This is a genomic window from Bacillus fungorum (genome assembly GCF_002746455.1).
Classification (GTDB): domain Bacteria; phylum Bacillota; class Bacilli; order Bacillales; family Bacillaceae_G; genus Bacillus_A; species Bacillus_A fungorum.
Window position 1 is genome coordinate 327043 of sequence record NZ_NWUW01000003.1, and the last position, 21366, is coordinate 348408.

Sequence of the window (21366 nt, forward strand, 5' to 3'; positions counted from 1 at the left end):
TAGGAAGGCACTGAAAAAGTGATTGCTTTGAAAAAATAACGTGTATTTTATCAGTATATAGAAAAACAAAGGAGCCCACCACCTGTATATAGTAGGTGATGGGCTCCTTTTTCTTATTATGTGGACTTTTTCAGTAGCCTCCTCAATAGAGAAGTCTTTGTTTTAATGTAATCATTATATGGTATATAACTAATTTTCCACTCGAAACCACCACTATATGGTAAAATTTTATAATATAGGGAATAAGTTAGCGGTGCTGGAGTGAATCAAATGCATGAATTGAAAAGAGTTTCTTATGAGATGAGTGATAAATTAATATGAGCTACTTTATTACATTAGCACTTGCTGTTTTATTAGCTTTTTCATATAAAATTGTTGATATTACAGTTGGCGTTGTTATTGGAAAAACGTTGTACCGCAAGATAGAAAATGAGATTATTTATATATGGGGAACTCTACTGACGATAATTAGTTATTTTTATGAAGATAATTATGTATTCCGTTTACCAATTCACTATGAATCAATTGTTGTATTAATCTTGATTGCTGTAGTAACGAATATTTTCATTTCACGATACTCAGGATATAATCCAAGTGGAAAAAAGAATATCTTAAACTTTGTAATTATGTACCCTATTTTTGAAGAAGTAATTTTTAGAGGGATGATTATACCAATACTTAACAACTCATTCGCAACATTACCTTATTCTGAAGTAGCTTACATACCAGTTACGGTACCAATCCTAATATCTTCCTTTCTATTTGCTATAGCTCACTTGCAATATTACAGCTTTAATCAAACTAGCATAAAATTTATGCTGTTCGCATTTTTAGGAGGAGTCATATATGGTATGATTACGGATTCCACACTATCAATTGCTTTTTCAATATTATTGCATGTGGAATTTAATTTACTCTCAGTATATTACTCAAAAAAACTACAGTAATTTAATAATTAAGTTAGTATGTTAATTAATGGATTTTTGAAATGTTATTTAAAAAAGGTAATAAGTGTTTTTTTACTACAGTTAACGAATGTTACTCCAATAAGCACCTCTTGCAGGGGAACTAGTTGTTTTTTTACAGTAGCAAAGATAAGATTTTACATCTATAGACTGTATTAGCGTCTAAAATCCGTATTTTAAAAAGCTGACAAAAGTCAGCTTTTTTAATTCGTAACACGAAGTAAAGCACCAATCGCGCCACTATTACCACCATCTCGTAAAAAGATTGGTGTTTTATTTTGATATTTTGTGTAGCTACTAATAATATTTTGAAGGTGTACGTTATTACATAGAGTGGACCCGATATAAATAATATGGTTAATGTTTTTTGTTTCGGCGAATTGAAGGCTTAATGCAGTAACAACTTCACCGACAAGTCCTTGTACAGTAGCGAGTATATCTGAGCTATTATAATTTGATTCTGCAATAGCGGCTTTACCAAAATTGCTTGCAGTTAAGCTATTATCAATAGGTGAGAGAATGCCACCATAAATATCTCCAACCGTAATATCTAGTTCTTTTCTAGAACCTACTTTTGTTAAAGGAATCACATCTTCAAAATGATCTATGTTTGTTAACAATTTTGAAAGTCCCATAATAGTACCACCACCAACACCGGTTCCACCAGCGCGAATATATTTGTCATTATAAACGTAATGAATGGAAGTACCTGTACCGATATTTGTTAAAATAAAGTTGTTTATATCATATTTTTCTTCTTTTAATATGTATCGGACACCTACAAGAGTAGCTTCAAATTCGTTTAGTTCTACTATTTTATATGAATCTGAAAGTAGTTGCTGTAATTTTTTTGCTTTACCACCTGTAATACATATTTGTTTTATACGAGTGTTGTTCTTGAGCCAATCTATTATTTTATCTTGTTCATTTGAATAAAATTTTTCAAAAGCTAATTGCTTTTTTTCGTTCAAATAAGCAATTTTCGTTAATGTTCCTCCAGCATCGATACCGATAGTACTTTCCATTTGCCTGCTCCTAACTACGTAATATGTTTACTCTGTTCATGTTGATGAGACGAATTTGTAGGAGATAGACCCCCCGTCGAATTACATCATTTTTATTCTGCTTGATATACTAATAGCTTTTCTATAGTTACAATCGGCTGATTATTAACAGTTGCGGTGCCTTTACCGAGAATAAAACCTCGGCGATTGCGAGTTAGTTCATAATGTAAATCAAGTTTATCACCGGGATATGCTTTTCCGTGGAATGCAACTCCATCTAAAGAAGAGAGAAAGCCTAATCCTTCAGAGTCACTTGTATGTACAAATGCACTAAGCTGAGCAAGTGCTTCTACAATTAACATATGAGGCATATGTTTTTGACTATCATTTATAAACCACTCGTTATTTGTAATGAGTTTATATCCCGTAACGGATTCACCTTGTTTTACATTTGTTACTTTATCAATCATTAAAAATGGATAACGATGGGGAAGAGTGTCTTTAATATGCATATGAAAGTACCTCCAATGAATAATACCCCTGCTACAGTTAAGCAGGGGAGTTACCATTAATTTTTAACTAATTCATTTACTTTTTCAAGAGAAAAAATGCCGCTATTTCTAATGTTTTCAACAACTTGTTGTAACACCTCTTTATCTTGAACGAGTGCAATACGTACAAAACCTTCACCGTGAGGTCCGAATGCATGACCTGGTGTGACGACGACATTCGCACGATCCATTAATGCATAAGCGAAGTCTATAGAAGTCCAGCCTTTTGGAATTTCAGCCCAGACGAACATACTACCAGCTGGTTTATCGACATTCCAGCCAAATGTTTGGAACCCATCGACTAAAGTATCTCTACGTTCTTGATAAATACCACGGTTTTTCTCACAAAAAGCAGCACCATTTCTTAGTGCAACACATGCCGCTTTTTGAATTGGTAAAAACACTCCGTAATCTGTATTTGATTTAAACTGAGTAAGCGCACGAACAATTTCTTCATTTCCAATCATATATCCAATACGACTACCTGCTAAACTATAACTTTTTGACAAAGAGTTGATTTCGACACCAACATCTTTAGCACCAGGTACAGAGAGGAAGCTAATTGGTTTATTACCATCAAAATAAAATTCAGCGTAAGCAAAATCATGGACAACAATAATGTTATGCTTTTTCGCGAATGCGATTACCTCTTTAAAGAAATCTTCATGAGCCATTGCTGGAACGGGATTTCCTGGGAAGTTTAAAATCATCATCTTCGCTTTATCGGCGATTTCTTCAGGGATTGCTTCTAAGTTTGGTAAGAAATCATTATCTTTCTTTAAAGGCATGTAGTAAGATGTTGCTCCAGCCATTTGAATTCCTGTTTCATAAGCTGTATATCCTGGATCAGGAACTAATATAATATCTCCCGGATTTGCATAAACCATAGGTAAATGAACGAGTCCATCTTGTGAACCCATTAATAATAAAACTTCTTTATCAGCATTTAATATAACGTTATGAGTGTTGTTGTAATATTCAGTTACAGCTTCGTGAAATTCTTGAATACCACTTAATGTGTATCCATAGCTTTCTTTTTCATTTGCTGTATGTACCATTACTTCTCTTACGAAATCAGCAGGCGGCATATCAGGATTCCCGATACTTAAATCAATCATTTTATGACCTGCTGCAATTTTTTCTTTTTTATAGGCCCCTAATTCACTAAATATAGAAGATTGGAATGCATTCATTCTAGTTGCTAACGTGTAAGTCATCAAAACCCCTCCTAAAAACAGTGTTTTCTTTCTGCGTTTTTAATTATTCTGAAAACACATGGTTACATTTTATCATTTTTTTATGAAAATTAAAACGATTGACAAATTTAGAGGAAGGATTAGTCTCTTTTGAAAGGGCGCTGTAAATAAGGTAAATCGGTTAGCTGAACTGTCCATTATATCTTTCTATACGGTTTAGGATGTTTTATAGTTTTTGTTAAGTATATCCCACATATTTTGGATGAAAAAGAACACGAAAACGAAGCCTACTATACCACTAAGCCAATAGTATGAATTTCCTGTCGTGAATTTTTCATAAAATGAAAGTACATTCCATAGGGTTAGGATAATGGAAGAAATTGTTGATACAATTAATGAACTTAAACTTCTCAAAAAAACCACTTCACAGTAAAAAAGGTTCTTATATAATATTACATTCGAATTAAAAGATTTAAAAGAGGTAACATTTTTAAGAAAGCGTTGTAAAGTAAAATAACGCAGAAAATATTTTCTGCGTCTTATATGAAGTGTCATCATTTCTTTTTATATGTACATAATTTTTCAACTGCATAAAAGTATACATTTAATTTGTCATCGACAACTTCTAAAGTTTGATCCGATGTAAACGAATTACCATAATCAATGTGATATACATTAGAATCCTTTACAAATGAACCTTTGTATAAATCTTCTTTTTTCTTTGTTGTTTGCATCTCCACTAAGTTTTGAACAACTTTTTCTTTCTTTTCTTCTTTTACAACTGTTTCAAATTTATAAGATGTAGGACAAAGACCATTTTTGTTGTTAACGACTTCCCAAGAACCGTATATATCATTATTGCTACATCCACTAAGTAGTATAATAAATAATGGAATAATTAATAGAACCTTTTTCATTTTGTACTCCTTTCTTTTCATTTTCAATAAACGTGCGAATACGATAGGAATATTGTAATAAATAAAGTTTAAATTTTTATAAAGAATTATTTAATTTCACATAAACATTTGGAAAAGCATAGTGAAAATAAAAAGGCATGAATCTAGCGTAATACTAGTATGTATGCCTAGTAGCATATATTTTATTATGTTTTTTTAGGGATAAAGGTAGAGGAAATAAGGATGATTATTCCATTTGAAATATAAATACTAGCAACGATAAAAGCTAAAGTAGCAGATCCAAATCCATCTTTGTTAAAAATAGGAGCAAATGTTAAAGTGGTCAAAAAAACAATGGGAGTTAATAGTAAAAATGTGAAACCCGCTACAATTCTTCTTTTAAAGTTATGTTGAGAGAGGGAGAGGGCTAAAAAATTTAGGATACTAAACATAACTATTACAAAAATAAAGATAATAAATAACTGGATGCCATCAGACACTTGCGCACCTCCTATATATCTTATTTATATACTATATTCGAAATCAAAATAGAGTACTCCTTTAAATAATTTCAATAAACGTAATAATTGGGATTATAATAAAAGAAAGAGGCATGGATTAATATAAAAATAAATCCATGCCTAAAATATTTATGTTATAAATTCGCAGATTGCGACGGCTGTTTTTCATACTGTTTCTGTTTAGATAGCGATATGAAAATAATTAATAATGAAATAACACCGAAAATGAGAACCATATATTGCAATCCAATCGTATCTAAGAAGAAGCCTGTGCCAAGTAAGACAATTTGGAACATAACTCTCTCAAACATATTACGGAATGAGAAGAGACGGCCGTGATAGCTTTTTTCCACTTTCGTTTGGAAAATTGTCGACATAATAGGGAAGAAGCATCCGACACTAAAACCAAACAAACCAAATGATGTAAGAGACATCCATTTTATATCGCTAAAGAACAATGATAGATGTGCAAAAGCGGTACAAATAGCGAAGAAATATAATAATTTTTCAGGTTTGAAATGGTCAGATAAACGTTTAATAACGAAGGCACCTAACATAAATGCGACACCTTCAATTGTATATATAAATCCTTTAATCGTTGGATCATGTTGCATTTCACTAATGTTAATTACCATTAAATTAAATCCAGCTATAAATAATAGAGGGATAATACTTAATATAAGTGCTGTAAAAGCAATCGGAATTCCTTTTAAAATCCGAAATACTTCCATAAAGCTATTATTTTTTGCAGCTTGTTTACTAGGTGTTGTTGATTTTTTATCTTCGAATTGTAGGAAGAAAGTTGAGAGGAATAATAAAGCATACGCTGCCATTGAGAAGGCATACATATACTGTAAACTCATTATAACTAAAAGAATTCCACCTAGTGAAGTACCTGCAATACGGGCGATTGTACCTACATTCATATGTACACCGTTCATCTGTAATAACTCATGCTCGCGTACGATGAGTGGGATTACAGATTGTAATGCAGGGAAATAAAATGCTGCTGAAATTTGAAGAGCAACCATAAATGCAATCATAAAGGCGATACTTTCAAATTGGATAGCGAAAAACATGAAAATAACACTTATAACGCGACCAAACCCAGCATAAAGAAGAACTTTTTTCTTTTCGTACTGATCAATAATGCGACCAGCCATAGGTCCAACAAGAACACCGGCTAATAGTCCGATAAATAATATAACTGATTTCATGAAATCAGAAGGGACATATTTTTGCATAAATTCAAGGTTACCAAGAATACCAAGCCATAAACCTAAACCAGCAATAAACTCCCCAATTAAAACAATCCAAACATTTTTATTACGCCACATAATATAAAACCTCTCCGTCTTTTAAAATGAAAAACTCGTATATAAAACCTCCTTATTTTATGTATTATTTTTAACGAACTTTTTTAGAGTCAGAGTCTATATTACGTGTTTCATGAGTGGATTTCAATCTTTTTGATTTGTCAAAAAATGATTCGTTAATTGATGAAATAAGCAAATCAAAATGTAAATACCAGATGATTGAAACATAACTAATAGTAGGGATAAATATCGAAAAAATAAAAAAGCAAGAACGTATAACTACGTCTCGCTTTTCTCAATTACAAAATTATACTTTAGATTCACTTAGCAGCATTTACGCTCTTGTCCAATAGCTAAAGCACTAAAAGATATAGGACCAACAACCTCGGCACTTGCACCGCTAGTAAGGTTTTCTACAGTTAATGAATATTGGTGTGTTCCACTGCTAACGTTTTGATCTATAGCTTGAAATGTTTGTACGTAGAATTGTTCAGAATCTGTAGATTCAATACCTACTTGTCCATTAAAAATTTCAAAGTTATCACGGAAAGTTCGGAATAAAACTTGTGAAGTCCCAGTTATACCTTCTACACCGACTGTAGCGATTAATTCTACTCGATTATTACGTGAATCTCTACTTGAAATTCTCAATCTCAAATTTGCTAGAATTGCTTTATTTGGAGAAGCTGGGATTGCAAAAGTGGTTTCACCCGTTTTACTTATAGGTTGAGTAGCTTGGTAATCAATGATATGAGTCATATTCGTCACCTCCTCATATACTAAAATATGAAAGTAGTGATGAAATAGCTTGGACAAATAATAGAATATTTTAATAGAGTCGATAACAATTGTTGAAAAGGAGTAATTCACAAAAAAGCATCAAGAATATATCACAATAAAGTGAGGTTTTTCTGGATGCTTTTTGTAATTAAGCAGAATATTCTTCTTTACGTACTTCGAAAAATTCATTGCGCCGTAAGTAATTATAAACTTTTTCGGAAACCTTTTCTTCTTCAGACACTAAAAAACGATGATTAAAAGCGTAGAAAGATTGACCTTTAATTAATTTTACGTAATATATATGAAACGCCTCCTTACACTGTGTTATTACTTGCTTCGTATTATGATGGCCTATATGTCTGCTAAAAATACTTGGAGTTTCAAAGCGGTTAAGTAATAAAATGCTAGAGCTTACAAATTTGTAAGGTTTATGTCATCTTTTCAGATAGTTTACAATCGCTAATTTCTTCTATACTACAAATAGGTTACATAAAATAAGGGGGTAAAAAGATGGATGAAGTAATTGGAGAAGTTGTAGCAGGTATTTGTGAATTTGTAGTAGAAGTAACAGCGGATGCTATAGGAAATTTAGTTTCCGGAAAGGATAAGGAGAAAGAAACATTATAATAGTTTGTAAAAGTATAAAGGTGATCAAATATAAAGGCTGATTTCTAAAGGGAAGTCAGCTTTTTTGTTTAATAGTAAAACGTAAAAATTATATTATGTTGATGATAGGACAGAGTGATAAGAAGTGAGCTGAAAAGAGGATTTGAAAATAAATAAAGAGAACTTTAATTATTATATGAATCATATATGTAAATAACAATAGAAAGAAGATGATAAAATGAGTAAAGAAGAGCTTGTAAAACAACAGTTTGGTAATAATGCGGAAAAGTATGTAAAGAGTAAAATTCATGCTAAAGGACCGGATTTACAATATGTAGTTCAACAAGTTGAGTCTCGTCATAATAATCGTCTTCTTGATATTGCTACTGGCGGAGGACATGTTGCCAATGTATTAGCTCCATTGTTTCAAGAAGTAGTTGCTTTAGACTTAACAGAAAAAATGTTAGAGAATGCGAAAAACTTTATTATAAGTAATGGACATGAAAATGTATCTTTTGTCGCTGGAAATGCTGAAAGTTTACCGTTTTCTGATAGTTCTTTTGATGTGATAACATGCCGAATTGCAGCACATCATTTTACGAATCCAGCTCAGTTTATCTATGAAGTAAATCGGACGTTAGAAGATAATGGATTGTTTATTTTAATAGATAATGTTTCACCGGAAAATAATGAATACGATACATTTTATAATTTTATAGAAAAAAAGCGGGATCCGAGTCATGAACGAGCGTTGAAAAAAACAGAATGGATTACCTTGTTAGAAAGAAACGGTTTGCAAATGCAGTCATGTCTTACTTTTGACAAGAAATTTGAATTTGACTGGTGGTGCGATATGATGAATGTACCTTTGCAAAAACGCGTGAAGTTAACAGAATGTATGATGAAAACATCACTTGAAATGCAAGAATTCTTTAACATCCAATATGAAAATAATAAAATTATATCGTTTTATACTGAAATGGCATTGTTTATATGTAAAAAAAGTGCGACATTAAAAAGATAAATTTCTTGAAGTCTTTTCAAAGTACGTTATACTTAGTACTGAGAAAATGAGAATAGAGGAAAAGTAATAATGATTCGCGTACGTATTGAAGGAACTGAAGAAGAAATGCTTGAATTTATGGAGAAAATGCCGGATATTCCTGGATTTGAAAAAACACATATGAGAGAACCGAGAAAAGGAAATAATCCAAAATATGATTCAAGTAAAAATGTATTAGCATATTTATCTTATAAAAAGATTGAAGTCGCCAATAAATAGGCGGCTTTTTTAGTTTGCATCGTTTCACAGCCTTGTCTTTTTTACATAATAATAATAGTAGAGTATGCTGAAGAGGGGTGAGGATAGTTAATAAGAAAATCATCTTTTTTGGAGACTTTGGTATTGATGATGCTGTGGCGTTAATTTATGCAAATAAAACATGTAAATTAGATATTATAGGTATTATTGCTGAATATGGAAATGTGTCGCGAGAAATCGTAGCGGAAAATGTGTACTTTTTAGAAAAATACTATGCTACAGAAGTAAAAATCATTGAAGGTGCAGCAAGATCGATGACAGCTGAAGAACCTTTGTTCTTTCCTGAAATTCATGGAGATCACGGCTTAGGACCAATTATTCCATCTGATATGAGGATCTGTAAACGGGAAAATTTTTGTGAATTAATTAAATTAATTGAGCCTTGTCCAGAAGATATTATTATCGTAGCGACAGGACGATTAACAACATTGGCAACATTATTTTTATTATATCCAAATGTAATGGATAAAGTATATTCCTACTATATAATGGGAGGTGCTTTTTTATTTCCTGGTAACGTTACTCCTGTATCAGAAGCGAATTTTTATGGAGATTCAATCGCCGCAAATATTGTAATGAAGTATGCAAAGAATGCGACAATTTATCCGTTAAATGTAACGCAAGAAGCCCTTATTACTCCAAAAATGGTGGATATTATTAATAAAGAAGGAACAGGGCAGGCAAAGCTTATTAAAACAATGATTGATTTTTATTATGAGAACTTTTATAAAAAAGAATACCCGGGTATTGCTGGAAGTCCGATTCACGATTTACTTCCGTTCATTTCGTTTATAAATGATGATATTTTTGAATATAAAAAATCTGCAGTTTGGATTAGTACGACAAATGACGTAACAAGAGGACAAAGTGTGGCTGACTTTAGAAAAATAGCTGAGCCAACAAGGTTTGATGATCGGCCAATACAAAGAATTGCGGTTGGTTTTAACTATCCTGCATTTAAAGAAGAGTTTATGCGGACAATATTAAAGCCTGACTGTCCCTAATATGTGAAATATGGAGGGTATCAACCGCAAATTGAAAAAACTGTTCGTTCATTATTTTGAAATGATCTAATAGTTGATCTGTATGAATAACTAATGAAAAATGTAACATAACTAATGGTAAGCAATTGTTTCTAATTATATTTTGATTGGTGAATTTAAAGGAGGTTATTATATGATTTGGTCATTAATTGTTGGTGGTATATTAGGATGGCTAGCTAGCTTAATTACTGGCAGGGATGTACCAGGTGGTGTAATTGGTAATATTATTGCTGGTATTATCGGTTCTTGGATTGGTACGAAATTACTTGGTAGTTTCGGCCCGGTAATCGGCGGATTTGCAATTATTCCAGCTTTAATTGGTGCGATTATTTTAATTTTCATTGTAAGCTTCTTATTACGAGCAATGAGAAAATGAATGTAAGGACTGTTTACATTTGTAAGCAGTCCTTTTTATATGTTATGCTAGTATTATACAATCAGGAGGTGTCAGCATTGAAAACATTTACAGTAAATTTCCATCAAGAAGATAATGCTAAAGCGACAATAGTACATAAATTAAGTGAAGAAGACTTTAATAAAGCGACAGAAAAAGGTACTCGTCATCTATTTGATTTAGATACAAACGTTGGATTCTTCGTATTCTTTGATGCAGAAGATGCAGAAGGAAATGATCAATACTTAATGTTACAATACGAAGGAGATCATGAAGAGCCAACTGCATGCTACGGATTTGATTTAAAATTATACTATCAATTTTTAGCACTATACTTAAATGATCTTGAATTCCAAGGTGAAACAGATGAAGAAGAGGAAGAGTATGGTCCGATTCATCATTTAGCTCACTTACTTTACCATATTGTTGAAGATGGTAAGTCAATCGAAGTGTAAAAATACATATTTAAAGCTGCCTTTTTGGGTAGCTTTTTTCATTTTTCTCAAGCAAAATATACAATACTTTTACTTTAATTTATAAATATCTTGATAATTATATGATATGAAATGGTAAATGGATTTCTGATGGTGATAGATGGTTTGATTAAACAGAAAAAGCAACAAAGAAAGCTCATCTTTCTTTGTTGCTTTTTCTATATTTAAGGAAGGATTGTAGTGTAAATGGCGAGAAGGGATATATAAGGAGATGGGAAAAATGATAAATAATACAATTCCAAGTTTTTTAAAATTATGGGAAAGCACCGACGTAGAATTAACAGTCCTTAATCAATACTTCACTTCGTATCCAGAGATATTTGAAGAATACTTTAAGTATCATTGTCCTAAAACGAAAGAACGTCTTTCTAATGCCATTAACCTATATCCCACAAAAGTAGAAGATATTCGTATCATTGCAGAAACATTACCGACTATTATTCAAGTGATAACGAATGAATATCATAACAAATTTAACTTTGATGTAAATATGAAATTTCATTTATTTGTTGGAGCTTTTGGCTCTAATGCCTTTGTAGAAAGGGAGATTATTGGAGACATATTTTTTGCGGCAGAAAAATTATCTCCAGATTCAAATCATCTTCACGTTATTGTCGCTCACGAAATAGGACATATATATCATAATGTTATGTTGCAAAATGATGGAATGGATTGGGGAAAAGCTGAGTGGACCGACGCGGCAGTTAGTTTGTATCGTGAAGGTATTGCAACTTATTTATCAAAGCAAATTGTGAAAGGTTTAAATGAATCAGTATATTACTCCTATGACAATGATGGTGAACGTTGGTTACAATATTGTATAGAAAATGAAGAACAAATAAAGGATCGTTTTTGGGAAGATTATATAGAAGGCTGGACGTTGGAAAAAGAGAAAGAGTGGTTTCGGTTATCTGGTGGACAATATTTTGGATACAACCGACTCGGTTATTTTTTAGGAACAGCTTTTGTAGAATATGTTGCACAAGCATTGGGAGAGAGTGAAGTATTTACTTTTTGGAACAAACACAATTTAAAAAGTAGTGTAATGGATTGGTTATCGAAATGAATCGGATTATGATAGGGGGGCTGAAATGTATGAAAGTGTATGTAAAGATAGGTATGTTATTTCTCGCTTTTACATGCATTTTTGCATTAGTAGCATGTAAAGGGACGGACGAAAAAAAGGAAACAGACCCAACAACGGAAAATAGTAAAAATGAACAGAATAATACTTCTCAAGAAAAGAAAGAGCCTGATGAAAAATCAAATAATGAAGGATCAACAAAATCAAGCACAGATGTAAGCACGAAAGATACAGTAATAAATCAAAAATCAATTAACTATGTTAAAGAATTATTTGAATTAGCGAAAGAAGGAAAAGCACCTAACGTTCCGTTCGCAGCTCATACAGGGGATATTGAAGAAATAGAAAAAGCGTGGGGGAAAGCAGATACAACGGAACAAGCAGGAAATGGAATGTACGCTACCTTTACAAATAAAAATGTTTCCTTTGGTTTTAATAAAGGATCACAAGTTTTTGATGTACGCTCCTATCACGCAGAACTAAAATCAATTACATTACAAGAAATAGAAAAAGCATTAGGAAAACCAGCTTCAGTTAAAGTAAATGGGGAAGATAAAATATATGTATATAAAGTAAACAATCAGTTTGAGTTAAAATTCATTATTCCAAAATCGACTGGTAAGGTAAATCATATTTCGGTATTTTCGCCTGAGGATAGTATTAATAAAATGGCAGGGTAATAAAGAAAGGATGTCACAAAGGTCATCGAGACTTTTGTGACATCCTTCTTTTTACTGTTAAAAGGGTGAGGAATGCAGCCTATAAAACATGGGGAGTATGTTCTGAAATGTCTTTTTTTATTTTATTACGCTCTAAATTTTGAACAAAAAGAGCTTGAATAATGCCCCCAATTATTAAGAAACAAGCGCAAATATAAAATAGCATGCTACCGTTTAGTTTACTTAATAAAACTGCACCAAGTACAGGACCGCACGTTCGAGATACATCCCAATGTAAGCCGTAAATTGAAAAATACAATCCACGTTTATCTGTAGGAGCGATTTCTGAAACGAATCGAAGTAAATGGTTTAAAGCAATACTTCCACCAATGACTAAAAAGAGTAATGTAAAAAATAGTGACGCGATTGTTGCTGAAAGCCCGTAGCCAATTGCAGCTATTGTATAGCAGGCATAAGAAATAATGATGATTTTAGCCATAGAAAATCGTTCAGACCATTTCACGAGGAAAACTTGTAGAGTGATTTCCATAATAGCTTTGCATGTTGTAATAAAAACGAGTATGCGTTCGAAATCCGGAAGTGTATGTTTCACGAAAATAAGATAATTTGTCTCAGTTTGTGCATAAAAAAAGCTAATAGGAAGTGTAGTAATCATAAGTCCTAAAACGGTGTAATGTTTGTGTACAAATTGTTTTGGAGATGATACTTCAAGTTTTTGCGTTGGTTTTGTCATGGTTGGCGCGGTTTCTGGAAGCTGCGTCCAAATAACGACTGCATATACTATAAGTGCAATGCTTTGCACCGTAAATACATATTCAGGGTGAGTCTTATAAAAAATAGTACCAATTAAAGGGCCGATTAGGGTACCTATTGCTCCCATCGTTTGCAGAAGAGAGAAGACTTCTGCTTGCTGCCCATGTTTTGTTAAATCAGCTATTTGTGCACGTTGAGCAGGAATATATAAGGAACGGCCAACCCCATTTATGACATATAACAAAGCAAATATAAAAACGGATTGAGCAAAGATGAAGCTACCGATTGCAACGCTTTGTAGCAATAAGCCGAGTAACATAATTTTCTTTCGCCCATATTTATCAGTCACTCTTCCAGCAATAAGTGTAAATATAATGTCTGAAAGTGGTTGTAACCCGAAAATAAGCATAGTCATCATAATATTGCCGTTTAGCATCTTATTAACGTAAATAATCATAATGATAGCTAACATTGATTCAGTTGTTCGAGTTAATAATTCACCGCACAGTCTAATGATGATTGGTTTATTGTAACGTAATAAGAGATGATTCAATATTATTTCCTCCTTTCTATATTGAAATGATAAGATGAAAGGAGAATTGGAAAAAGGGTAGAAAGAATAAGAAGTATTTTTCACCTTTTAGGGGGAATATGATGTTTATTTTAGATCAATACATTGAGCTATGGATTGCCTATGGGAAAGGGAAAAAAGAAGGAGAACAATTAGAAATAACAGTGCAAAATATATCCGAAACATTATTTTGTACAGAGCGTAATAGCAAATTGATTATAAAAAAATTAAATGAGTTCAACTGGATTACTTGGTTTCCTGGACGAGGAAGAGGGAATCGTTCTAAAGTAATATTTCAAAAGCATCCAGCGCCATTAATTTTAGATAAGAGAAAAGAAATAACTAAAAAAGGGGATGTGAGGAGCGGAATTGAATTTGTGGAACGCTATAGCTCGCAATTTCCATCAGTACAAAGTGAATATCAGTCATGGATTGATTCAATATTTGGTCATAAAATAGAAAGGACATCCGAAGGGAGAAGGGATGTCCTTCGTTTGCAAGTACAAATGAATCTAGACATCGCTTTAGATCCGGTTTACGCTACGATGCGATCAGAATGTCATATGGTTAAACATATTTTTGATACACTCGTATATGCAAATGAGGAAACAAACTCTATAGAACCAAGACTTGCTTTTCACTGGGAATATAATGATGCTGAAAAGGTTTGGACATTTTATTTAAGAAAAGGCGTTCATCTTCATAATGGAAAACGACTGACTGCACGTGATGTTATACATTCATTGAATCGATTTATGGAAGCTGAAAACAACCCACACGCATGGATGTTACAACATGTTGAAAGTGTCCGTGCAGTAGATGAATATGTTGTTGAAATTCAATTGTTTGCGGAGAATAAGATGTTTTTACATATGCTTAGTGCAGAACAGTGTTCTATCGTAAATGAAGATGAAGCTGGAAACTTCATTGGTACAGGGCCTTTTATATTACGCGGGAAAAATGCACATTTATTTGTATTGGAAGTACATGATTTATATTACCGTGAAAGACCTTTTTTTGACCGAATTGAACTATTGAATGTAGAACAAAATGTAAATACATATGATGTGTTAGTAAAGGCGCAGTATAAAGATAAAGAAACTCCTAATAAAGAGTTGTCTCGGCTTGAATCGAACGTGACATATGTAACGTGCAATCTTGTAAAAGATGGACCAATACAAGACGAGCTGTTTCGAAAGGCGCTATATAAAATTATTCATGGTGATAAAATCGTTCAAGAACTTGGCGGAGAACGTGGAGAAGTGGTAAAAAAACTAATATTAGCAGGCGAAAGCATTGTAGAGATTGAGGAAGATGTAGAAAGTTTAATTAAAAGGAGTACTTATCATAATGAAGTGCTACAGCTCTACACATTTACAGGACGAGATCACGTTGAAGATGCACAATGGATACAAAAAGAGTGTGCGAAGTACGGGATTTGTGTAGAATATAATTTTCTTGAAACAGAAGAGCTATTGGAAATAAGTACGATACAAAAGGCTGATATGATGCATGATAGTGCAACAATTAGCGAACAAATAGAAGATAGTCTACTATATATGTTTCTTACAAAAAACAGTTTTATTCATGGTCAAAGCAGCATGGACTTTCATAAAACGTTGTCACCGTATTTTAAACAAGAACAAGTAGAGAATAGAGTTACATTGTTATGTGATATTGAGAGCACTTTGTTACGTCAAATTCATATTATTCCTTTATATCGTAACAAACAACAAGTAACTTCTCACGAAAAAGTACAAAATATAATGATTAATTCACAAGGGTGGATTGATTTTTATGAAACATGGTTTAAATCTTGATACATAAAGGTTCTTATGCATTTTTCATGAGATGTATAAGGGCCTTTTTTGTATGTGAAGTAAGTTTGTTTTACACATTGTTACGCTACTTATGATAAAAGTCCATTTACAGCGTAACAGTGTTATGTTACATTGTTATCAGGAAGGAGTGTTATACAGTTGAGTACAGATTTAATTTCAAAAAAAGATTTATTAGAACTAACTGGTATTTCATACGGACAGTTATATAGGTGGAAAAGAAAAAATTTAATACCGGAAGATTGGTTTGTACGAAAGTCAACATTCACGGGTCAAGAGACATTTTTTCCGAAAGAAAAGATATTAGAGCGTATTGATAAAATCCAAACGATGAAAGAGGATTTATCACTTGATGAACTAGCGAATATGTTTTCACCGAGTGTGAGAGAAATCCTTTTAACAAAGGAAGACGTCTTACGTAAAGAGATTGCATCAGAAACAGTTTTACAATTCTTTATAGAACAAACGAATAAAGCAACAGAGTTTCAATTTGTAGATATTCTTTATGTGTATATGTTAGAAGAATTACTACAATCGGGAGAGATTAGTTTAGAAGAAGGAAAAATGGTCTTGCAAGTTTTACGTGAAAATTATGAAGCGATTAAGCATAAAACTTGTGATTTAATCATCGTCCGAAAGTTAGGGATTTCTACATGTTTCTTAGTTTCAAACGTGGACGATTTAATTTTTGAAAAAGGAACCAAAATTGTTTTACGCGAAGCGATTATGAAATATACCGAAGCATTAAAAACTAAACTGTTGTAGTGAGGAGAGAAAGTATGCGTACAGATAATTTGATTATAAATGGTTACGGTTCATCGAATGGCGGCGAGTTTCATAAAGTGCAATTAAACGGAAAAGGGACTGTTACTGGAAATATTGAATGTGATCATTTTGAATGTAACGGTTATGGTGCCGTTACTGGAAATTTGAAAAGTAGAAATGCAAGAATTAGTGGATCAGGTAAAGTCGATGGTACAGTTCATGCAGAAACAATGCGAATTGATGGGAAAGCAACAATCACTCAAGATGTGAAGGCGAACAGTTTGAAAATTGCAGGAAAAGGTACGATAGGTGGAAATGTCACTGGTGAAGAATTTAAAGTCAATGGTCAAGCGACAATTGATGGTAATTGTGAAGTGGATACTTTTTCTTCAGAAGGACAATTTACAATTGGTGGATTATTAAGCGCCGATGAAATAAATATTAATATTCACGGTACATGTCGAGCGAAAGAAATTGGTGGTCAAACGATCAAAGTAAAACATAGACTAAGTACTTTTAGTAGACTGTTTAAATCAGTATTTGGTTTGCAGTTAGAGGCTGAACTATTAGAAGGTGACAATATCGATATTGATTATGCTCATATAAGAACGGTAAGAGGAAACAATGTTACAGTAGGACCGAACTGTGAGATTGAAATCATTGAATATACGGGTGTTCTTACTGTTGATAAAAGCGCAAATGTAAAAGAAATTAAACAGGTTTAATGGGAGGGAGAAAGTAATATGGAACATCAACATAGTCTTACTGTCAATGGTTCTGGTAGTTCAGCAGGTGGGAATTATAACAAAGTGAAGATTCGCGGCGAAGGAACAATTTCTAATGATATGAGCTGTAATGAATTTAAAACATATGGTACGAGTGATGTACACGGTAATATGAAAGTGAAAAATTATGTCGTGTATGGAGATAGTGAAGTACAAGGAAATGTAGATGCAGAATATGTAAAAGTATACGGAAATACTCAAATTCATGGTGATGCTCATATTGAAAAAACAAAAGTTAGAGGTATGATAGATATTACAGGAAAGTTTTCAGGTGATTTCGTAGATGTAAAAGGCGCTTTAAATGTGAAAGGTGATATTGAAGTAGAAGAATTATCACTAACTGGTGGTCTTGAAAGTGATGGCCTGCTTAATGCTGAAAATATTGAAATTTCACTTCGTTATGAGGGAAGTAAAGTGAGAGAAATTGGCGGTAAAAAAATTATAGTTCGTAAAAAAGCGAGATTCATTCCTTTTACTAGTCATGCCGGAAACCTCCAAACCTCAATTATTGAAGGAGATGATATCTATTTAGAACATACGATTGCTGAAGTTGTAAGAGGAAACAAGGTCACAATTGGCCCTGGGTGTGAAATTAGTGTTGTAGAATATCATACTAGTTTTAACCAAAAAGGTAATGCAGTCGTAAAAGAACATAAACAAATATAAGTAGTATGAGGGAGAGCAAGAGATATGGTTGAGAAGAATAATAAGATCGGCTTTGTTGTGGCGGGCTTATTGCTAGGTATTTTAATGGCATCAATGGATAATACCATTGTCGTAACAGCGATGGGAACGATTGTTGGTGACTTAGGAGGCCTTGAAAACTTTGTGTGGGTCGTTTCTGCTTATATGGTCGCAGAAATGGCAGGTATGCCGATATTCGGTAAACTATCAGATATGTATGGTAGAAAAAGGTTCTTTATTTTCGGTTTAATCGTCTTTATGATTGGTTCGGCACTTTGTGGTACTGCTGAAAACATTACACAGTTAGGTATTTATCGTGCGATTCAAGGTATTGGCGGCGGGGCATTAGTACCAATCGCATTTACGATCGTTTTTGATATTTTCCCTCCTGAAAAGCGCGGAAAAATGGGTGGTTTATTCGGAGCAGTATTTGGTTTATCAAGTATTTTTGGTCCGTTGCTTGGTGCGTATATTACAGATTACATTAGCTGGCACTGGGTATTTTACATTAACTTACCGCTTGGCGTTTTAGCACTTATTTTTATTACATTCTTTTATAAAGAGTCACGAGTTCATAGAAAGCAAAAAATTGATTGGTTTGGCGCAATTACTTTAGTTGGTGCAGTAGTTTCGTTAATGTTTGCGCTCGAACTTGGTGGACAAAAGTATGACTGGGATTCTAGCTTTATTTTAATTTTATTTGGCGGATTCGCTATTTTAATTATTGTATTTATTTTTATTGAACGTAAAGTAGAAGAACCAATCATTTCATTTGAAATGTTTAAACAACGTTTATTCGGAATGAGTACCATTATTGCATTATGTTACGGTGCTGCATTTATGTCAGCAACTGTATACATTCCGTTATTCATTCAAGGTGTATACGGTGGTACCGCAACAAACTCAGGGTTATTACTATTACCGATGATGTTAGGATCAGTTGTAACAGCGCAATTAGGTGGATTTTTAACGACGAAGCTTAGCTACAGAAACATTATGATTATTTCTGCTGTTATTATGCTAATTGGACTATTCTTATTAAGCACATTAACGCCAGAAACAAGTCGTGCATTATTAACAGTGTATATGATTATTATTGGATTTGGAGTTGGTTTCTCATTCTCTGTACTAAGTATGGCAGCTATCCACAACTTTGGTATGGAACAGCGAGGGTCTGCGACTTCAACGAGTAACTTCATTCGTTCATTAGGCATGACGCTTGGTATTACAATCTTCGGAATGATCCAAAGAACAGGTTTCCAAGATCAATTAGAAGAAGCATTTAAAGGTATGAACGCAGGAATGAATACAAACGCATTAGGAGATTCAAGAGCAATTCTATCAGAATCGGCAAGGTCTCAAATTCCGCCGCAAGTATTGGATAAAATAATTGACGCTCTTTCTAGCTCAATTGTCCAAACATTTATGTGGGCATTGGTACCAGCTGGTTTAGCATTCATATTTATTTTCTTTATGGGAAATGAGCGCATGGTAATTAAGAAACAACAAATGAATAAAAAGAGCGAAACATCAAAAGCGTAATGAAAAAGCTCCTTTCCAATTGGAAGGGAGCTTTTTCGTATGTACGGTGTTAGATTAGCCTTCGATAATTTCGTATTCTTCGTCTGCTAATAATAAAATTTGTGTTTTCTTACCTTTGTTTTGAACTTCTATTACATCGTAAGCACCTAAGTCTCTTACTTTGCTTTGAGAAGCGTTAACCATAACTTCAATAGAATCAATTAAGATATCTTCTTCAATGTATGATTCAGGCAATGCCATATCTTCAGTATCTAATACACATGCGTATAGATTTTGTAAGTTTTCAGCAGTTGGATTTTGTTCCTCAACATCAATGATGTTTTTTACTGCTTCCATATTTTCTTCTTTTGCTTGGTATACTTTAATTTTAGCCATTGTTTTAATCTCCTTTATAACGTAATCGTAGAGGCTACACTTCATTATAACGTTTTTTTCATGAAAGATGAAATTGTTATATGTATTTATAGGGAAATTTATGTGTTATTACTCATTATTGGCGTAATTATAAATGCTACCTTAAATATGTACATTAGTGCTTGGATAAATATGTACAACTTTGACTCGATTCTCCATACTAACCTTGAGGTGGTTAGTATGTATATTATGCTAGATATTCAAACAGAATTTGAGGTTAAAAGTCTTACAGACTTACCGAAGCTAAAATTACTAATGGAGAATTTGAACATGAAAATAAATAAGAGTCAATTGGCAAGAGAGTTGGGCGTTGATCGTCTAACAATTGATAAATACTTAAATGGTTTCACGCCAAAAGGAACAAAAAATAAAGCGTCAAAGATTGATGAATATTATGAGGTCATTGTGGCTCTCTTATCCAGTGATTCCAAACAAACTTTTTATTACAAACGAATACTATGGCAATACTTGACGGATAATCACGGATTACAGTGCTCACAGTCTGCTTTCCGTGCTTACATTAATAGAAAGCCAGCATTTAAAACCTATTTCGATGAAGGAAAAAGAACAGCTCCAAACCATTCGACAGGTATTCGTTATGAAACAAAGCCAGGTGAACAAGCTCAGTTGGACTGGAAAGAAAACATTCAGTTTGAAACGAAGGATGGCGAGATTGTATACATCAATGTGGCGGTTCTTTTATTATCCTATTCGCGATTTAGAGCTTTTCACTTGAATATTTCAAAATCGCAAAGTGTTTTACTGTCCTTTATGACAGAAGCATTTGAAGCGTTTGGTGGCGTACCGAAGGTAATTGTTACAGACAATATGAAAACAGTGATGGATGAGGCACGAACTGAATATTTTAAAGGTATTGTTAATAATAAGTTTGCCCAATTTGCGCAGGATTTCGGTTTCAAAGTGCAACCTTGTATTGCAGGGAGACCCAAAACGAAAGGAAAAGTAGAGGCACCTATGAAATTTTTAGATGAGATCCACGCTTACCAGGGAAAATTAAGTTTTGAAGAGCTACATGAATTTGTACAAAAACTTTGTACGAGAATTAATCAAAGCTTTCATCAAGGGACAAATAAAGTTCCAATGTTCTCCTTAAAACAAGAAAAGAATCTCTTACAGCCCCTACCACAGAGCACAATAAGAGA

General features: G+C 33.1%; 24 protein-coding genes. 14 read left to right on the plus strand and 10 right to left on the minus strand.

The features are described from left to right. Positions 1-317 precede the first annotated feature (317 nt). Complete coding sequence (locus CO726_RS06395) at positions 318-947, plus strand: CPBP family intramembrane glutamic endopeptidase (protein ID WP_099683705.1); 630 nt, start codon at positions 318-320, stop codon at positions 945-947. Positions 948-1168: 221 nt separating this feature from the next. On the opposite strand, the gene coaW is transcribed toward CO726_RS06395, so the two are convergent. The 8 genes from coaW to CO726_RS06440 all read right to left on the minus strand — a co-directional run bounded on the left by coaW (position 1169) and on the right by CO726_RS06440 (position 7530). Beyond that, positions 1169-1990 (minus strand): type II pantothenate kinase, encoded by an 822-nt coding sequence (gene coaW / locus CO726_RS06400; RefSeq protein ID WP_099683706.1) that lies wholly within the window; start codon positions 1988-1990, stop codon positions 1169-1171. 92 nt (positions 1991-2082) lie between these two features. Further along, positions 2083-2481, minus strand: coding sequence for a 3-hydroxyacyl-ACP dehydratase FabZ family protein (locus CO726_RS06405; protein ID WP_098759898.1), 399 nt, complete (start codon positions 2479-2481; stop codon positions 2083-2085). A 56-nt stretch (positions 2482-2537) separates the two neighbouring features. Next, positions 2538-3737 (minus strand): LL-diaminopimelate aminotransferase, encoded by a 1200-nt coding sequence (locus CO726_RS06410; RefSeq protein ID WP_136699420.1) that lies wholly within the window; start codon positions 3735-3737, stop codon positions 2538-2540. Between the two features lie 533 nt (positions 3738-4270). Next, the gene (locus CO726_RS06420; RefSeq protein WP_099683709.1) at positions 4271-4633 is read right to left on the minus strand and encodes a hypothetical protein; all 363 of its coding nucleotides are present in this window, start codon (positions 4631-4633) and stop codon (positions 4271-4273) included. 185 nt (positions 4634-4818) lie between these two features. Further along, positions 4819-5112, minus strand: coding sequence for a hypothetical protein (locus CO726_RS06425; protein WP_098759894.1), 294 nt, complete (start codon positions 5110-5112; stop codon positions 4819-4821). A 155-nt stretch (positions 5113-5267) separates the two neighbouring features. After that, positions 5268-6470, minus strand: a complete 1203-nt coding sequence (locus CO726_RS06430; RefSeq protein WP_099683710.1) for an MFS transporter — start codon at positions 6468-6470, stop codon at positions 5268-5270. 303 nt (positions 6471-6773) lie between these two features. Next, positions 6774-7208, minus strand: coding sequence for an exosporium protein ExsC (gene exsC, locus CO726_RS06435; protein ID WP_099683711.1), 435 nt, complete (start codon positions 7206-7208; stop codon positions 6774-6776). Positions 7209-7377: 169 nt separating this feature from the next. Then, the gene (locus CO726_RS06440; RefSeq protein WP_098759891.1) at positions 7378-7530 is read right to left on the minus strand and encodes a YqbF domain-containing protein; all 153 of its coding nucleotides are present in this window, start codon (positions 7528-7530) and stop codon (positions 7378-7380) included. Between the two features lie 543 nt (positions 7531-8073). Here CO726_RS06440 and CO726_RS06450 point away from each other — a divergent pair. From CO726_RS06450 to CO726_RS06480, 7 genes are all read left to right on the plus strand, one after another. Next, positions 8074-8859, plus strand: coding sequence for a class I SAM-dependent methyltransferase (locus CO726_RS06450; RefSeq protein WP_099683712.1), 786 nt, complete (start codon positions 8074-8076; stop codon positions 8857-8859). Positions 8860-8928: 69 nt separating this feature from the next. After that, positions 8929-9117 (plus strand): DUF3970 family protein, encoded by a 189-nt coding sequence (locus tag CO726_RS06455; RefSeq protein WP_000621879.1) that lies wholly within the window; start codon positions 8929-8931, stop codon positions 9115-9117. 77 nt (positions 9118-9194) lie between these two features. Beyond that, on the plus strand, positions 9195-10160 hold the full coding sequence (locus CO726_RS06460) for a nucleoside hydrolase (protein WP_099683713.1): 966 nt from the start codon (positions 9195-9197) through the stop codon (positions 10158-10160). 172 nt (positions 10161-10332) lie between these two features. After that, entirely contained in the window at positions 10333-10575 is a 243-nt protein-coding gene (locus CO726_RS06465; protein WP_000638308.1) for a GlsB/YeaQ/YmgE family stress response membrane protein, read from the plus strand. Positions 10576-10652: 77 nt separating this feature from the next. Then, positions 10653-11048: a cytosolic protein gene (locus CO726_RS06470; protein WP_136699422.1), complete on the plus strand. Its 396-nt coding sequence runs from the start codon at positions 10653-10655 to the stop codon at positions 11046-11048. Positions 11049-11307: 259 nt separating this feature from the next. Further along, on the plus strand, positions 11308-12153 hold the full coding sequence (locus CO726_RS06475) for an aminopeptidase (protein WP_099683714.1): 846 nt from the start codon (positions 11308-11310) through the stop codon (positions 12151-12153). 29 nt (positions 12154-12182) lie between these two features. Continuing rightward, entirely contained in the window at positions 12183-12851 is a 669-nt protein-coding gene (locus CO726_RS06480; RefSeq protein WP_099683715.1) for a YjgB family protein, read from the plus strand. Positions 12852-12930: 79 nt separating this feature from the next. On the opposite strand, the gene CO726_RS06485 is transcribed toward CO726_RS06480, so the two are convergent. Continuing rightward, positions 12931-14157 (minus strand): MDR family MFS transporter, encoded by a 1227-nt coding sequence (locus CO726_RS06485; protein ID WP_099683716.1) that lies wholly within the window; start codon positions 14155-14157, stop codon positions 12931-12933. A gap of 101 nt (positions 14158-14258) precedes the next feature. On the opposite strand from CO726_RS06485, the gene CO726_RS06490 reads away from it, so the two are divergent. The 5 genes from CO726_RS06490 to CO726_RS06510 all read left to right on the plus strand — a co-directional run bounded on the left by CO726_RS06490 (position 14259) and on the right by CO726_RS06510 (position 19789). Continuing rightward, positions 14259-15995 carry an ABC transporter substrate-binding protein gene (locus tag CO726_RS06490; protein WP_099683717.1) on the plus strand — a complete coding sequence of 579 codons (1737 nt, stop codon included), beginning with the start codon at positions 14259-14261 and terminating at the stop codon, positions 15993-15995. A gap of 159 nt (positions 15996-16154) precedes the next feature. Continuing rightward, positions 16155-16778 (plus strand): YhbD family protein, encoded by a 624-nt coding sequence (locus tag CO726_RS06495; RefSeq protein ID WP_099683718.1) that lies wholly within the window; start codon positions 16155-16157, stop codon positions 16776-16778. Between the two features lie 14 nt (positions 16779-16792). Continuing rightward, entirely contained in the window at positions 16793-17503 is a 711-nt protein-coding gene (locus CO726_RS06500; RefSeq protein ID WP_099683719.1) for a bactofilin family protein, read from the plus strand. Positions 17504-17521: 18 nt separating this feature from the next. Continuing rightward, complete coding sequence (locus CO726_RS06505) at positions 17522-18229, plus strand: polymer-forming cytoskeletal protein (RefSeq protein ID WP_099683720.1); 708 nt, start codon at positions 17522-17524, stop codon at positions 18227-18229. Between the two features lie 24 nt (positions 18230-18253). Then, on the plus strand, positions 18254-19789 hold the full coding sequence (locus CO726_RS06510) for an MDR family MFS transporter (protein WP_099683721.1): 1536 nt from the start codon (positions 18254-18256) through the stop codon (positions 19787-19789). 54 nt (positions 19790-19843) lie between these two features. Here CO726_RS06510 and CO726_RS06515 read toward each other — a convergent pair whose 3' ends face one another. Beyond that, on the minus strand, positions 19844-20164 hold the full coding sequence (locus CO726_RS06515) for a hypothetical protein (protein WP_001062733.1): 321 nt from the start codon (positions 20162-20164) through the stop codon (positions 19844-19846). Between the two features lie 219 nt (positions 20165-20383). Between CO726_RS06515 and istA the strand changes: the two genes are divergently transcribed. Then, positions 20384-21366, plus strand: a 983-nt coding sequence (gene istA / locus CO726_RS06520; protein ID WP_099683722.1) for an IS21 family transposase, incomplete at its 3' end; no start/stop codon positions are given.